This is a genomic window from Aureivirga marina (assembly GCF_015767265.1).
Lineage (GTDB): Bacteria > Bacteroidota > Bacteroidia > Flavobacteriales > Flavobacteriaceae > Aureivirga > Aureivirga marina.
On the sequence record NZ_JADPIB010000001.1, the window covers coordinates 715595 to 731293 of the forward strand.

Here is a 15699-nt window from a genome sequence, read left to right on the forward strand (position 1 = left end):
CTATAATTTTTGTAGTCGTAAATTATTATTTAATTAGCTCAGACATTGTTTTCTGTGTGCTTAACCATTTGTTGAAATCAGCCTCTTCTTCAACAACAATTTTCATTTGCATGTTGTAGTGAGATGATCCACAAATTTTATTACATAACAGTAAATAGTCAAACTCATATGGGTCTTCACCATTTTCTTTTCTAATCTTGTTGATTCCTTCTACTTTAGCAATCGTTTTCGCATCAGCTCTCATTTCTTCAGTTGTTAACTTTGGTGTGAAAGCGAATTGTGTAACCATTCCAGGAACACAGTTCATTTGTGCTCTAAAGTGAGGCATATACGCAGAGTGAATTACATCTTGAGAACGGAATTTGAAAATTACTTTTCTTCCTTTAGGTAAGTGTAACTCTCTTACTGGGATATCATCAGCAGCATTAGGGTCAGTCATATCAACTCCCATTGTATTAATACCTTTAATATTACGAACATTCGCTCTACCTAAAGTATTATTATTTCCTGCATAACGAGCTTCCCAACTAAATTGTTTAGCGTATACTTCAACGATTAATGGATCTTCAACATCAGACACATCCATTACATTGTTCCAAGTATATAATCCGTACATGATTAACACCGTTAAAACTACAGCTGGTGTTACTGTCCAGATTAACTCTAATTTATGACTATCAGCATAGAATAAAGCTTTTCTATCTTTAGATCCTCTATACTTATAAGTAAAGAAGAAAATTAAGAATTGAACTACGAACTGTACGAATAGGATTAATCCCATTGTAATCATGTACAAATTATCATAGTGCTCTCCTTCAACAGATGCAGATTCTGGTAATAAGTATACATTATACTTAATTAAACAGTAAATCATTCCAATGTAAAAGAATACTCCAAATACAGCGAATAAAGTACCTTGAATATTATTATCTCTATCAGAAGCTACTACATCTTTTAATTTAAAAATGCTAGTTAATTGCCAAATCCCAGCGGCAATAGCTATTGCAATTAATATGTAAAATAACGCTACCATATCTTTTTAGTTAGTGGTGTTTTAGTAATTAATAGTGAAACTGCTCACTTTCTTTAAGGAATGGATTTCCTTTAGCAAGTAATGGAGCTTTTGTTAATGCTGTAAATGCAACATAGATGAATAAACCTAACATTAGTAATACTGCACTAATTTCAGGAATTCCAATTGACCAATTCTCTCCAACTGTTCCAGGCATAATCATAACGAAGAAATCTACATAGTGTCCAGCTAAGATTACAATTCCTCCCATTACAACTAACCAAGGAATACGTTTATAATCACTATTGATTAATAATAATATTGGGAAAACGAAGTTCATACCAACCATTCCTAAGAAAGGTAGTTTGTACTCATTAAATCTAGTTACATAGTAAGTTACCTCTTCAGGAATATCAGAATACCAGATTAATAAGAATTGAGAGAACCATAAATAAGTCCAGAATACACTAAATCCAAACATGAATTTTGCTAAATCATGGATATGGCTATCGTTTACATTTTCTAAATATCCTTTAGATTTTAAGTAAACAGTTACTAAAGCGATAGTAGTTACTGCAGAAACTAAGAAACTTGCAAAAACATACCATGCGAATAATGTACTAAACCAGTGGTGATCGATTGACATAATCCAATCCCAAGACATCATAGATTCAGAAACTAAGAAGAAAACTAAGAATCCAGCTGAACGCTTAAAGTTTCTCTTATAAATATCTAAATTAGATGCAGAATCCATAGCAATTGAACGCTTTCTAGATAAGTGTCTATATAAGTTCCATCCAATGATATAAACAACCGCTCTTGCTAAAAAGAAAGGAATATTTAAATAACCACTTTTAGAAACTAATAATTTATCATAATTAGGATTATTTGGATCTAAAGCACTTGAATCCATCCATGCAAATAAATGATTTGCGTGCATTGAAGAAAGTACTAAGAATACAAATAATAAAACAGTTCCTACAGGTAAATAAGCAGTAATACCTTCCATTACTCTTAATAGTACAATTGACCATCCTGCTTGTGATACATGTTGTAAAGCATAAAATACTAATACACCTAATGAAATTAATGCAAAGAATAATACGGAAACGTATAATGCAGACCAAGGTCTATTTTGCAATTGGTGTAAAGCATGCTCAGCATGTGCATCAGTATCTCCATGAGAAGCATCAGCTTCATGCCCGTGATTTTCTATTTTTGCTAAAGCTTCTTTTTCTAAGTGTGCTTTAGACTCTCCCCCATGATGAGAATCATGAGAATCGTGTAACATTTCTTTAACGTCTTCTACCGTCTTCGGAGCTGAAAAGAAACCGTATCCTACACCTAAGATACCGATTACCATCAATGCGATAGAAAATGTTTTTAATTTACTTGAAAACTTATACATATCTTTAAAGTTCTAACTATCTAAGAGTTATTTGATTAAATCGTTTCTTAATTGTTCAACATACATAGTCACTTGCCAACGTTCTTTTTCCGTTAACTGAGAAGCATGAGATCCCATAAGGTTTCTTCCGTACATAATTACTTGGTAAATACTTCCTTCTGTAATATCTCTATCTTTATAATTAGGTATACCTAAAAACTTCTCGTTTTTAACTAATTGTCCTTGACCATCTCCTTTTTTACCATGGCAAATTGCACAATAGATATCGTACATTTTCTTACCATTTTCTAAGTTTTCTTTAGTTGCAGGATATGGTGACTTTAAGTTTAACTTAGCCTCTTCATATCCTTCATTTGTATCTGGATACTCGTAAGGAACTTCTCCACGAGCAACAGATCCCTTTGCAGGTAATCTCGTTGCCATGTCGTTTTTGAAGTAGTCATTTTCTCCATATGTTTCATAACCTACAGGCTCATACATGTTTGGCATAAACTGTAAGTTTGGTGTTCTTTTTGTCTTATCTCCACAAGCAGTGAAAGAAATAACAACAGCTAATATCGTTGATAATTTTAAAATCCTTTTCATCGTAATTAGTGCTTTTCAGTTACTTTAATTTCAACTGCACCTGTATTTTGTAAAAATGCAGTTAATTCTTCTTCGTTACCTTTAACTGAAACTTCCATTAAGAACATATCATCTGTAGTTCTTGGATCTGGGTTTTCAGCTTCTTTGAATGGCCATAATTTACTTCTCATGTAAAAAGTGATAACCATTAAGTGAGCAGCACAGAATACTGTTAACTCAAACATAATTGGTACGAATGAAGGCATATTATACCAAAAAGACATACTTGGTTTTCCTCCGATATCTTGTGGCCAATTTTGAATCATCATGTAGTTCATCATCCATGTAGCGAATGCTAAACCAACTAAACCATAACAGAAAGCAGCAATTGCAATTCTAGTGTGTGGTAATCCCATTGCCTTGTCTAATCCGTGTACAGGAAATGGTGTAAAAACTTCCTCGATATGATGATCTGCAGCACGAACTTCTTTTACAGCGTGCATTAATACATCATCATCATTATATAATGCTTGTACTACTTTACTACTCATGATTTCCGTCTCTTAATTTTTTATAATTCTCACCTGATGATTTCAAAATTGATTTTACCTCTGCTTGAGCAATTACTGGGAAAGTTCTAGCGTATAATAAGAATAATACGAAGAAGAATCCAATTGTTCCAACATAAATTCCGATATCTACGAAAGATGGAGAGAACATTGTCCAAGATGATGGTAAATAATCTCTATGTAATGATGTTACAATAATTACGAAACGCTCGAACCACATCCCGATATTTACAACAATAGAAATACCGAAAGAGAAAATGATACTTGTTCTTAATTTCTTAGACCACATGAACTGTGGAGAGAATACGTTACAAGTCATCATTAACCAATATGCCCATGCGTAAGGTCCTGTTGCTCTGTTTAAGAATGCATATTGCTCATACTCTACTCCAGAATACCAAGCTACGAATAACTCAGTGATATAAGCACAACCTACGATAGAACCAGTTACCATGATAATGATATTCATTAATTCTATGTGTTGTAAAGTAATATATGCTTCTAAGTTTGATACTTTTCTCATGATAATCAATAGTGTTTGTACCATTGCGAATCCTGAGAATACTGCTCCAGCAACGAAGTAAGGAGGGAAGATTGTCGTATGCCACCCTGGAATCACAGATGTTGCGAAGTCCATCGATACAATCGTGTGTACAGAAAGTACAAGAGGAGTTGCTAAACCAGCTAATACTAATGAAACTTCCTCGAAACGTTGCCAATCTTTTGCTCTACCTGACCATCCAAAACTTAATAATCCGTAAATTTTCTTTTGGAATGGACGAACAGCTCTATCACGTAACATTGCGAAATCTGGTAATAAACCTGTCCACCAGAATACTAATGATACAGATAAATATGTTGAAATCGCGAATACATCCCATAATAATGGAGAGTTGAAGTTAGTCCAAAGTGATCCAAACTGGTTTGGAATTGGTAATACCCAATATCCCATCCATGGACGTCCCATGTGAATGATTGGGAATAAACCTGCTTGAACTACGGCGAAAATAGTCATCGCCTCTGCAGAACGGTTAATTGCCATTCTCCATTTTTGACGGAATAAAAGTAGTACTGCAGAAATAAGTGTTCCTGCATGACCAATTCCTACCCACCAAACGAAGTTGGTGATATCCCAGGCCCAACCTACAGTCTTGTTAAGACCCCAAGTTCCGATACCTGTTCCAATTGTGTATAGCATACAACCTGCTCCCCATAAAAAGGCAGCCATCGAAATAATAAATACTATCCACCACTGTTTATTTGCTTTACCTTCAACTGGAGCTGCCACATCTTTAGTGATATCGTGGTAAGATTTGTCTCCAATAATTAAAGGTTCTCTTATAGGTGCTTCATAATGAGACGCCATATCCTTTATCTATTTTCTTTTAATTAATATTATTTTATGCTTCTGTATTTCTAACTTTCACTTGGTAAACCACGTTTGGTTGTGTTCCTACGTGCTCTAGTAAATGATAAGCTCTGTCGTCTTTTCTTGCTGCTGCAACTTGACTTTCTTTATCATTTACATCTCCAAAGATCATTGCTCCTGTTCCACAAGCCTGAGAACAAGCTACTTGGAATTCTTCATCCTTAACTGGACGTCCTTCATTTTTAGCCTTTAAGATTTGAGCTTGAGTCATTTGGATACACATAGAACATTTCTCCATAACTCCTCTAGAACGTACTACTACATCTGGGTTTAATACCATTCTACCAAGGTCATCATTCATATTGAAATCAAACACTTCGTTTTCTGCATATTGGAACCAGTTGAAACGACGTACTTTATAAGGACAGTTGTTTGCACAGTAACGAGTTCCTACACAACGGTTGTATGCCATATGGTTTTGACCTTGACGTCCGTGTGAAGTTGCTGCTACAGGACAAACTGTCTCACATGGTGCGTGATTACAGTGTTGACACATTACAGGTTGGAATACAACTTGTGGATTCTCAGAAGATTCTTCCATTTGTACAAATCCATCTAAAGAACCTTGCTCTCCAAATAATCCAGAGAATTCGTTCTTCTTCTTATCGTCACCAGCAAATGTTTCTTCTGAAGAGAAGTATCTATCAATACGTAACCAGTGCATATCTCTTGATTTACGTACTTCTTCTTTTCCAACTACTGGTACGTTGTTCTCAGCGTGACAAGCAATCACACAAGCTCCACATCCTGTACAAGCATTTAAGTCAATAGATAAGTTGAAATGGTGTCCAACTGTTCTATCAAATGAATCCCATAAATCTACCGTAGTTGCTTCAACCTCTTGGTGGTCTAATGATACAACTGGTACTGGATTCCATGAGTGTTTTGGATCAAGAGATTTGTCATTATAAACATTTAATGTAGTTTCTTTAACAACATCTCCTCTACCCATTAATGTATTTTGTAACTGAACACAAGCAAATTCGTGATCTCCTGCACCTTTAGCTAAAGTTGCTGGTTGAACTGCTTTGTTGTTAACTGCAAAAGCAAATGCGTTAACTCCAGTCATCAATTCTTCATTCATTCCTTTTGTACGACCATAACCAATTGCTAAACCAACTGATCCTTTAGCTTGACCTGGCATGATATATACAGGAACTGTTAAATCTTTTCCTCCTACTGTAAGTGTTGCATAACTTCCGTTTAATGCCCCATTTGCTACATTATAGTTTTCAAGACCTAATTTTTCAGCATCTGCTTGAGAAACTGTTAAATAGTTATCCCAAGAAGCTCTAGAAATTGGATCAGGGAATTCTTGTAACCAAGGGTTACTTGCCATTCTTCCATCTCCCATTCCAGTTTTCACATATAATTGTAACTCTAAATCACTAGACTTCGTAGCTGCAACTAATGCAGAAGCAATAGCAGAAAGATCTGTTAATACTTCTTCTGTTTCTTCTGTGTTTTCTGTAATCTCTTCTGTTGAAGTAATTGGTGTTTCTTCTTCAACTACTGCTGAAACTGTAATAGCTCCATCATGTAAAGCTTGATTCCATGAACTTCCATTTAGAACAGTTTCAGTCCATAAATTCTTAATATAATCGTAGTAAGAAACATTATTTCCAGTCCACTTTAATAAATTCTCTTGGAATTGACGAGTATCAAATAAAGGACGGATTGTTGGTTGCGTTAAGCTATAACTTCCTTTCTTAATTTGAACATCTCCCCAAGCTTCTAAATAATGTGGTGCTGGTAAAGCAAATTCCATTGCATTTACAGTTTCATCATTATTCATTGAAACTGCAACAGAAAGAGCAACTTTCTTTAATCCTGCAACAAATTTATCTGAATCTGCTAAAGTATATACAGGATTTGTGTTGTAAGTAAAGATTGCTCCAACATTTCCTGCATTCATATCTTTGATTAACTGAGCTACAGCTGTATCATTACCTTGACGTGTGTACTTAGGTTTTTCAACATCCATAACTTCAGAACGAATTGCTTTATTTAATTCTAAAGCGATTCTTTGTGCATTTTTATCTTGAACTCCTGTTAATACAACAGCTTTAGAACCATGCTTCTTAATTTCTTGTGCAGCAGCTTTGATTTGAGCATCTACTGGAGTATTCTTTGAAGGCAAATTACTTCCCGTTACTGCATTATATAAATTAATTAAAGCAAAAGCTTGCTCTGAAGGTTTTAACATTATACGCTTATCAGCATTTGCTCCTGATAAAGACATGTTTGATTCGAATTGAATATGACGAGACATCTTTCCATTTTTAGGAATACGTCCTTTTGCATATCCTGCTTCGTATCCTCCACCTTGCCAATCTCCGATGAAATCAGCTCCGATAGAAACAATTAAATTAGCTTTTTCTAAATCGTAATCAGCTAATGCTCTTTCACCATGCATTTCTTCGAAAGCATCTAATGCTGCAGACTCAGAATATGCATCATAAACTACGTGACGAACGTCACCGTATTTTTGTTTAAACTCAGCAATTAATTTGCTAGTTGAAGGACTCGCCATTGTTCCAGTTAAGAATACAATTGACTTTCCTTGTGAGCTTAATTTTGCTAATTCAGCTGTAATTTGTTTATCAACTTCATTCCAAGAAGCTTCAGCTCCTTTGATTTGAGGTTTTTGTAAACGATATTTATCATACAATGATAAAACAGATGCTTGTACACGAGCGTTAGTTTCTCCATGTACTAATTTATTTGGATCAATTTTAATAGGACGTCCTTCACGAACTTTTACTAAAACATTTGCAAAATCAAATCCATCTGCGATAGTTGTTGCATAATAATCTGGTACTCCAGGAATAATATCATCTGGTTTAACTACGTAAGGAATCGATTTGATTACCGGTCCTTCACAAGCTGCTAAAGTTGCAGCTGCTGTAGTAAATCCAACATATTTTAAAAAGTCACGACGTGTTGTAGAAGATGATTCTAATGTTTCTTTATCACCTAAAAACGCATCTTCAGGTAATTTCTCTACAAATTCGTTTTGTCTTAACGTATCAACAATAGAACTATTTTCTTTTAGTTCTTCAACACTTTTCCAGTATTTTTTGCTTGATGCCATTTTATAGAAAGTTATTTGCTTCGTAATTAATTAATAGTGACATTTACCGCATTCTAGACCACCCATTTGAGCCTCGGTAACTTTAACCACACCGTATTTTTTCGCCAATTGTTCATGGATTTTCTTGTAGTATCCATTCTTTGTCATATCCACTTCAGTTTCTCTATGACAGTCAACACACCATCCCATAGTTAATGGAGAATATTGGTAAACTTCATCCATAGTTTCAACTGGACCATGACATTTTTGACATTTAATTCCTGCAACATTTACATGTTGTGAGTGGTTATAATATGCAAAATCTGGTAAGTTGTGAATACGAACCCATTCGATTGGCTTCTGTTCGTAGTTTTCAATATATTGTCTTGTTTCTGGATCAAATCCGATTGCATCATAAATCTTTTGGATTTCTCCATCGTAGAAAGCTTTATCATGCTCAGCAGTTACTGGTCCTTCGTATTCTGTAATATTTTTATGACAGTTCATACAAACATTTACTGAAGGAATCCCTGAAGTTTTAGAATGTTTTGCAGATGAGTGACAATATTGACAATCAATTTTGTTATCTCCTGCGTGAATTTTATGTGAGAATGCAATTGGTTGAATTGGTTGGTAATCTTGATCAACACCAACTTGCATCATGTATCCAAAAGCAAACCAAGCTCCACCGATTAATACAACGATTAATGATAAGAACTTAACGAATCCGTTTTTATTTTTTGTAAATGCCCAAATTAAGAATACTAATAATACAACAGCAGCTATAGTAGCTTGCCATGGGAATGGAGTTTTAGGAGCCGTCTCAACTAACGCATCTTTTCCGTCAACTATTACGTCTTTTTTACCTCCATATTTTGTATAAGCTAAAATTGCATTTAAATCTTCATCAGATAACTGTGGGAAAGCTGTCATTGGAGCTCCTCCATTTTCTTCAAATACTTCTTTTGCTAAAGCATCTCCAGAAGCACGTAAAGCAGCATTATCTTTAATCCAAGCTTTTAACCAATCTGTTTCTCTTTTATCTGTAATTCCTCCTAAAGCAGGACCTACTAATTTCTTGTCTAATTTGTGACAAGCCGCACAGTTTGTGTTAAATAATTTTTTTCCAGCCAATACTTCTGGGCTTTGAGACATATCTTCTCCTCCTCCAGCAGCAGGTGTTTCAGCTTTGGCAGCTGGCTTATCATCTGTATATGCTAAAATATCATTGATATCTTGCTCAGATAATTGAGGGAAAGCCTGCATTGGCATTTTGTTATATTCCTCAAAAATTTCCTTTGCATCAGCATCACCTGACTTGATTAAGGCTTGGTTATCTTTAATCCAAGCTTGAAGCCATTCATTAGATCTTCTTTCTGTAACTCCTTTTAATGGAGGACCTATAAGTTTCTTATCTAATTTGTGACAAGCCGCACAATTTGCATTAAAAAGTTGTTTACCTTTAGTAGCATCACCTTGTTGCGCCGATAAATTAATGGTAAAAAACAAAAGGAAAGCAAAGCTAAGTTTCATTAGCTTCGATAATGGACTGTGTTGATTCACACTTTTCATACTTAAATTATATGTTTTCTTTCTTGTTTGGTACAAAATTTTCAATCAAAACAGTAAACTGCTTAGTTTTTGAATTGATTTGACAAAAGTACTATTTATAAGGAAAAATAGAAATCGAATTATAGCTTATCAGATAATTTATATTGATTCTAAATAACTATAGATTTTAAGCAATTAAAACACAAGATATTACTTTCTTAAAAAATTGTAAATATTGTTGAAAACACTTAAATAAAAGCTATTTATTATCTCATTTTTAGTTAGTTGCTTTTAGATTTTCACTTTTGGAAATTCTATCGAATTTCATACAATTTTGAAGGAAATTTCAGACTAAAAAAATAGTGTCAAATTTTGAGTTATAAATTTTATCGATAGTTAGCAAATTTATTTTTTTAACAAAAAAGAAGAAGAAACAAGAAATTTAAAAAAGTAAAATAAAATGTATTTTCTAGTTTTTCATAATTGTTTCTAAATTTAAATTATGATGAATTTTTAGTAAATTAAATGTAAAAGTTAGTAGTTGAAAAGAAAGAAAACTTATAATTTTTAATTTAAAAGAGTTTCAATATACTTCTATAACGGAATACATTTATTTTCTAGTTTTAAACTTAAATAATTAAACTGAAATTCTTATTTGGTATAAAATTTTCAATTGAAATTCTCAATAAGCAATTTTTGAAATAATAAATCAAAAATATTTTTTACCACAAAATATGTTACTTTTACAAAAAATTATATTTAATGATGAAAACACTTAAACAAAAGCTATTTATAATCTCGTTTTTAATTAGTTGCTTTTACATTTCAAGTATGAACGCACAAGTAGATCAAAGCTCAGATATAAGTGAATTAATTGAGAAAAAAAGAGACTTCAACAAAAATCATGATAACTTTATAGATGGTTATCAAATTCAGCTTTTTAACGGAAAAGAAGCTGAAACAAGAAAAAGAAAAAAAGAATTTGAAAAAGATTTTCCAGAAATTGAAGTTTCGCTTTTTTATTTCAATCCAGATTGGAGACTTCGAATTGGAAACTTTAAAACCAGATTGGAAGCAACCAAAGTTTTAAACAAAATCAAAAGTAAATATAGAGGAGCAAGAATTTTAGAAACAAAAATCATTTATTAATTCTAAAATTTTAGATATAAAAAAAGGCTGTAATAATTACAGCCTTTTTTATTTTATATCAATTGAAAATTATTTCAATTTTTTCTTTACTTCTACTTCTTTGAATGCTTCAATTACATCGCCAATCTTGATGTCATTGTAGTTCTTAATTTGAAGTCCACAATCGTATCCTTTAGATACTTCTTTCACATCGTCTTTGAAACGTTTTAATGACGCTAACTCACCAGAGTAAATTACTACACCTTCACGGATAATTCTAATCTTAGAATCTCTATAGATTTTACCACTAACAACCATACATCCTGCAATGTTACCAATTTTAGAAATTTTATAAACTTCTCTAATTTCAACATTACCAGAAACTTCTTCACGCATTTCAGGAGATAACATTCCTTCCATTGCATCTTTTAAGTCATTAATAGCATCATAAATAATAGAGTAAGAACGGATATCTACCTCTTCTTTATCTGCTACTAATCTAGCGTTTCCTTGTGGTCTTACATTAAATCCGATGATAATTGCATCAGAAGCTGACGCTAAAAGAACATCATTTTCAGTAATTGCTCCAACTCCTTTGTGAATAATATTTACTTGGATTTCTTCTGTAGATAGTTTTTGGAATGAATCTGTTAATGCTTCTACTGAACCATCCACATCACCTTTAAGAATAATATTTAATTCTTTGAAGTTTCCTAATGCGATTCTTCGTCCAATTTCTGCTAAAGAAAGTACTTTTCTTGTTCTTACAGATTGCTCTCTTTGTAACTGAGAACGTTTTGTAGCGATTTGTTTCGCTTCTCTTTCATCCTCAAATACATTAAATTTATCACCTGCCTGAGGTGCTCCATCTAATCCTAATAAAGATACAGGTGTAGAAGGTCCAGCTTCTCTTAATGCAGCTCCACGCTCATTAAACATTGCTCTTACCTTACCACTGTGTTTTCCTGCTAATACGTAATCTCCAATCTTAAGAGTACCTTGTTGTACTAACATTGTAGCTACATATCCACGACCTTTATCTAATAATGCTTCAACGATTGTTCCTGATGCATTCTTATTAGGATTTGCTTTTAATTCAAGAACTTCAGACTCAAGAATTACTTTTTCTAATAATTCATCAACTCCTAATCCTGTTTTTGCAGAAATTTCTTGTGATTGGTATTTACCTCCCCAATCCTCAACTAGCATATTCATACTAGCTAATTGTTCTTTAATCTTATCTGGGTTTGCAGTTGGCTTATCAACTTTGTTAATTGCAAAGATAATTGGTACACCTGCTGCTTGTGCGTGAGAGATTGCCTCTTTTGTTTGTGGCATCACATCATCATCCGCTGCAACTACAATAATTACAACATCTGTTACTTGTGCTCCACGTGCACGCATCGCTGTAAAGGCTTCGTGACCAGGTGTATCTAAGAAAGTTAACTTTTGTCCATCGTGTAACTCAACTGAATATGCTCCAATGTGCTGTGTAATTCCTCCAGATTCACCTGCAATTACATTTTCTTTACGGATATAATCTAATAAAGAAGTTTTACCATGATCAACATGTCCCATTACCGTAATAATTGGAGCTCTTGTTTCTAGATCTTCAGCTTTATCTTCTTCTTCTTGAATTGATTCTTCAATTTCAGCACTAATAAACTCAACATCATGTCCAAATTCAGCTGCTACAATTTTTAATGTCTCAGCATCTAATCTTTGGTTCATCGTTACCATCATTCCTAGTGACATACAAGCAGAAATTACTTGTGTTACAGGAATATCCATCATTGTTGCAACTTCAGAAACAGTAACGAACTCAGTTACTTTTAAAATTTTACTTTGTTCTTGTTCTAATTGTTGTTGCTTTTCAGTTTGTTGACGGTGTTGGTCACGTTTTTGTCTTCTGTGCTTAGCTCCTTTATTTTTATTAGATTTCCCTTGTAATCTTTCAAGCGTCTCTCTAATTTGCTTTTGCACTTCAGCTTCAGATGGTTCTTCTTTTACAACAGGTTTTTGTGGTCCTCTACCTTTTCCACGGAATCCTCTATTTCCACCTTGACCAGGTCTTTGGTTTCTATTTCGGTTGTTATTGTTTCCGCCTTGGTTGTTGTTATTCCTGTTATTACCACCTTGGCTGTTATTATTATTTTTGTTATTGTTGTTATTATTATTGTTATTGTTGTTGTTGTTATTACCTCCCTTGTTATCTTGAGATCCAGGTTTAGTAATTCTTTTACGTCTTCCTTTGTTTCCAGATTGATTCCTATTATTTCCTGAACCCTTCTTATTATCTTCAGGTTTCTTCTTTTTAGGTTTTTCAAACTGTTTAAGGTCAATAACTTTACCAGTTAATTTTGGCCCATCTAACTTTTTGTACTTAGTTTCAATTTTAGGAGCATCCGTCATAGAGACTTCTTCTTTTTTCTCCTTTGGTTGTGGCTTTTCTTTCTGAATATTCTTCTTTGAAGATTTATATTCATTTGCTACCTCGATCGGTTTCGCACTTTTTTGTACTGGCTGTTTTGTGTCTTCTTTTTTCAACTCCACTTCTTTTGCTGGCTCTGGCTTAATTTCTTCTTTTTTAACTTCTGACTTAATATCTTTTTTATTGTCTTCTGCTGGCTGTTCAGAATTTGAAACTTCTTTTGTCTCTTTTACCTCTGAGATATTAGTTTCAGTTGTTATATCTTGCTTTGGTTGAGATTCTTTTTCCTCAACATGTTCTGTTTTTTCAACAGGAGCAGTATTTTGTTCTTCAGACTTTACAACTTGATTATCAGCTTCTTTTTTATCACCCGGCAAGTCAATTTTACCGACTTTCTTCAATACAGGTTTGTCAGCTTTTGCTTTAAGAATTTGTTGTTTTCTAGCTTCCTCTTCTTGCTTTCTAACTTTCTCAAGCTTCTCTTCTTGCTCTAAACGCATTGCTTCTTTCTCTTTGCGTTTCTCAGCACTCACTTCCTTTGAAGCAGCTTTTTTACTTTTATCACTCTGAAACGCACCATGAAGCTTTTCATATGTATCTTGAGAAATTTTTGTAGTAGGACGTGCCTCTACCTCAATTCCTTTCGATGCAAGAAATTCTACTGCCGTATTCAGCGAAATATTTAACTCTCTTAAAACTTTATTGAGCCTAAGTGTTTTGTTATCAGCCATATAATTTTAATTGTTTAGCCTAATTTATTTTGTTGAGTTCAAATATATTTATTTTTCAAACTCTTCTTTTAATATTTTTTGAACTTCAATTACTGTTTCTTCCTCTAAATCGGTTCTTTTAACAAGCTCGGCAACATTTAATTCTAATACACTTTTTGCAGTATCTAATCCAATGTTTCTAAATTCTGCAATTACCCAGCTTTCGATTTCGTCAGAAAACTCAATTAATTCAACATCCTCATCTTCTACACCTTCTCTTTGAACATCAATTTGGTATCCAGTTAATTGTGAAGCTAATTTAATATTAACTCCTCCTTTACCAATTGCTTTTGATACTTCTTCAGGTTGTAAATATACATTCACTTTACTTTTCTTACCTTCTTCTTCAGAAGTTTCGATTTTCATTCTTACGATTTTCGCAGGACTTAAAGCTCTTGCGATGAAAATCTCATCATTCTTAGTAAAGTTTACTACATCAATATTTTCATTTCCTAATTCACGAACAATTCCATGAATTCTTGAACCTTTCATTCCAACACAAGCTCCAACTGGATCGATTCTATCATCATAAGAATCTACAGCGATTTTCGCTTTTTCTCCTGGAATTCTTGCCACTCTTTCGATTGTAATTAATCCGTCAAATACTTCAGGAATTTCTTGCTCGAATAATTTTACTAAGAATTCTGGAGCAGTTCTCGACATGATAACTGTCGGTTTATTTCCTTTTAATTCAACGTCTTTAATGATTCCTCTAACTGCTTCTCCTTTACGGAAATAATCAGATTTGATTTGCTCATTTTTAGGTAACACGATTTCATTACCATCATCATCTAGCAAAATTACAGCATTATGTCGAATATGATGTACTTCTGCGCTATAAATTTCTCCAACTAAATCTTTGAAATGTTTGTACATGTTTGTACTATCATGCTCATGAATCTTAGAAATTAAGTTTTGGCGTAGAGCTAAAATTGCTCTTCTTCCTAAATCAATTAATTTCACTTCTTCAGAAACGTCCTCTCCAATTTCAAAATCTGGCTCAATTTTCCTTGCTTCCGATAATTCAATTTCCTCATTTGGATCTTCTACTTCACCATCCGCTACTACTACTCTATTTCTCCAAATTTCTAAATCTCCTTTATCTGGATTAATAATAATATCAAAGTTATCATCTGATCCAAATTTTCTTTTAAGTGTCGCTCTAAAAACTTCTTCTAAGATAGACATCAATGTTACTCTGTCTATACTTTTATCGTCTTTAAATTCTGAAAATGATTCAATTAAATCTATATTTTCCATTTCAGTCTTTTAGTTAAAATTTATTTTCACCTTTGCTTGATGAATATCACTGTATAATATAGTTGCATTTTTGACAACAGTTACCTTTCCTTTGCCAATAGGTTTTGGTTCTCTAGCTTTCCACTCTAAAGTAATAGAATCTTCATCTACAGAAACCAATTTACCTTCTACTTTTTGTTCATCTTCACCAAATTTAACTTCTAAATTACGATCAAGATTTTTCTTGTATTGTCTTATATTTTGAATTGGTTTTGTGATATCTGGAGTAGTTACTTCCAACTCAAAATCTTCTTCTTCTCTGTCAAGATTATGTTCTACATTTCTACTCACTCGGATGCACTCTTTTAAAGGCACACCATTATCACCATCAATTTCAACATATATCTTGTTATTTGCTAGAAAAGACAATTCAATTAAAAAAAGAGACGGATTCTCATTAATTGCCTCCTCTACAAGCTGTTTTACCTTCGCTTTATCCATATTGTGTATAAAAAGAGGGGACTT

11 protein-coding genes are annotated in these 15699 nt (G+C 33.3%); 1 reads left to right on the forward strand and 10 read right to left on the reverse strand.

What is annotated here, in order from left to right:
* Positions 1 to 25: 25 nt before the first annotated feature.
* Genes I1A51_RS03260 through I1A51_RS03290 form a run of 7 tightly spaced genes read right to left on the reverse strand, consistent with a single transcriptional unit; the run spans position 26 to position 9627 of the window.
* On the reverse strand, positions 26 to 1033 hold the full coding sequence (locus I1A51_RS03260; protein ID WP_196891077.1) for a cytochrome c oxidase subunit II: 1008 nt from the start codon (positions 1031 to 1033) through the stop codon (positions 26 to 28).
* Positions 1034 to 1061: 28 nt separating this feature from the next.
* Positions 1062 to 2420: a quinol:cytochrome C oxidoreductase gene (locus I1A51_RS03265; RefSeq protein ID WP_196891078.1), complete on the reverse strand. Its 1359-nt coding sequence runs from the start codon at positions 2418 to 2420 to the stop codon at positions 1062 to 1064.
* Positions 2421 to 2447: 27 nt separating this feature from the next.
* Positions 2448 to 3005: a c-type cytochrome gene (locus tag I1A51_RS03270; RefSeq protein WP_196891079.1), complete on the reverse strand. Its 558-nt coding sequence runs from the start codon at positions 3003 to 3005 to the stop codon at positions 2448 to 2450.
* A gap of 5 nt (positions 3006 to 3010) precedes the next feature.
* Complete coding sequence (locus tag I1A51_RS03275; RefSeq protein ID WP_196891081.1) at positions 3011 to 3535, reverse strand: DUF3341 domain-containing protein; 525 nt, start codon at positions 3533 to 3535, stop codon at positions 3011 to 3013.
* Positions 3528 to 4919, reverse strand: a complete 1392-nt coding sequence (gene nrfD, locus I1A51_RS03280; protein WP_196891083.1) for an NrfD/PsrC family molybdoenzyme membrane anchor subunit — start codon at positions 4917 to 4919, stop codon at positions 3528 to 3530. Before nrfD ends, I1A51_RS03275 begins: the two co-directional genes overlap by 8 nt.
* A gap of 34 nt (positions 4920 to 4953) precedes the next feature.
* On the reverse strand, positions 4954 to 8076 hold the full coding sequence (locus I1A51_RS03285; RefSeq protein ID WP_196891088.1) for a TAT-variant-translocated molybdopterin oxidoreductase: 3123 nt from the start codon (positions 8074 to 8076) through the stop codon (positions 4954 to 4956).
* 30 nt (positions 8077 to 8106) lie between these two features.
* Positions 8107 to 9627, reverse strand: a complete 1521-nt coding sequence (locus I1A51_RS03290) for a c-type cytochrome (protein ID WP_231373951.1) — start codon at positions 9625 to 9627, stop codon at positions 8107 to 8109.
* Between the two features lie 810 nt (positions 9628 to 10437).
* Here I1A51_RS03290 and I1A51_RS03295 point away from each other — a divergent pair.
* Positions 10438 to 10755, forward strand: a complete 318-nt coding sequence (locus tag I1A51_RS03295) for an SPOR domain-containing protein (protein ID WP_196891090.1) — start codon at positions 10438 to 10440, stop codon at positions 10753 to 10755.
* A gap of 69 nt (positions 10756 to 10824) precedes the next feature.
* On the opposite strand, the gene infB is transcribed toward I1A51_RS03295, so the two are convergent.
* Genes infB through rimP form a run of 3 tightly spaced genes read right to left on the reverse strand, consistent with a single transcriptional unit; the run spans position 10825 to position 15675 of the window.
* A complete protein-coding gene (gene infB, locus I1A51_RS03300; RefSeq protein WP_231373952.1) occupies positions 10825 to 13896 on the reverse strand; it encodes a translation initiation factor IF-2 in 3072 nt (1023 codons plus the stop codon).
* A 48-nt stretch (positions 13897 to 13944) separates the two neighbouring features.
* Complete coding sequence (nusA, locus tag I1A51_RS03305) at positions 13945 to 15195, reverse strand: transcription termination factor NusA (RefSeq protein ID WP_196891091.1); 1251 nt, start codon at positions 15193 to 15195, stop codon at positions 13945 to 13947.
* A gap of 9 nt (positions 15196 to 15204) precedes the next feature.
* Positions 15205 to 15675: a ribosome assembly cofactor RimP gene (gene rimP, locus I1A51_RS03310; protein ID WP_196891093.1), complete on the reverse strand. Its 471-nt coding sequence runs from the start codon at positions 15673 to 15675 to the stop codon at positions 15205 to 15207.
* Between the last annotated feature and the right edge of the window lie 24 nt (positions 15676 to 15699).

Excerpts from the sequence above, each read along its gene's own strand:
- I1A51_RS03295 (WP_196891090.1), top strand. The coding sequence starts at position 10,438 with ATGAACGCACAAGTAGATCAAAGCTCAGATATAAGTGAATTAATTGAG.
- I1A51_RS03285 (WP_196891088.1), bottom strand. The coding sequence starts at position 8,076 with ATGGCATCAAGCAAAAAATACTGGAAAAGTGTTGAAGAACTAAAAGAA.
- nrfD (WP_196891083.1), bottom strand. The coding sequence starts at position 4,919 with ATGGCGTCTCATTATGAAGCACCTATAAGAGAACCTTTAATTATTGGA.
- nusA (WP_196891091.1), bottom strand. The coding sequence starts at position 15,195 with ATGGAAAATATAGATTTAATTGAATCATTTTCAGAATTTAAAGACGAT.
- I1A51_RS03260 (WP_196891077.1), bottom strand. The coding sequence starts at position 1,033 with ATGGTAGCGTTATTTTACATATTAATTGCAATAGCTATTGCCGCTGGG.
- I1A51_RS03275 (WP_196891081.1), bottom strand. The coding sequence starts at position 3,535 with ATGAGTAGTAAAGTAGTACAAGCATTATATAATGATGATGATGTATTA.
- I1A51_RS03265 (WP_196891078.1), bottom strand. The coding sequence starts at position 2,420 with ATGTATAAGTTTTCAAGTAAATTAAAAACATTTTCTATCGCATTGATG.
- I1A51_RS03290 (WP_231373951.1), bottom strand. The coding sequence starts at position 9,627 with ATGAAAAGTGTGAATCAACACAGTCCATTATCGAAGCTAATGAAACTT.
- I1A51_RS03270 (WP_196891079.1), bottom strand. The coding sequence starts at position 3,005 with ATGAAAAGGATTTTAAAATTATCAACGATATTAGCTGTTGTTATTTCT.
- infB (WP_231373952.1), bottom strand. The coding sequence starts at position 13,896 with ATGGCTGATAACAAAACACTTAGGCTCAATAAAGTTTTAAGAGAGTTA.
- rimP (WP_196891093.1), bottom strand. The coding sequence starts at position 15,675 with ATGGATAAAGCGAAGGTAAAACAGCTTGTAGAGGAGGCAATTAATGAG.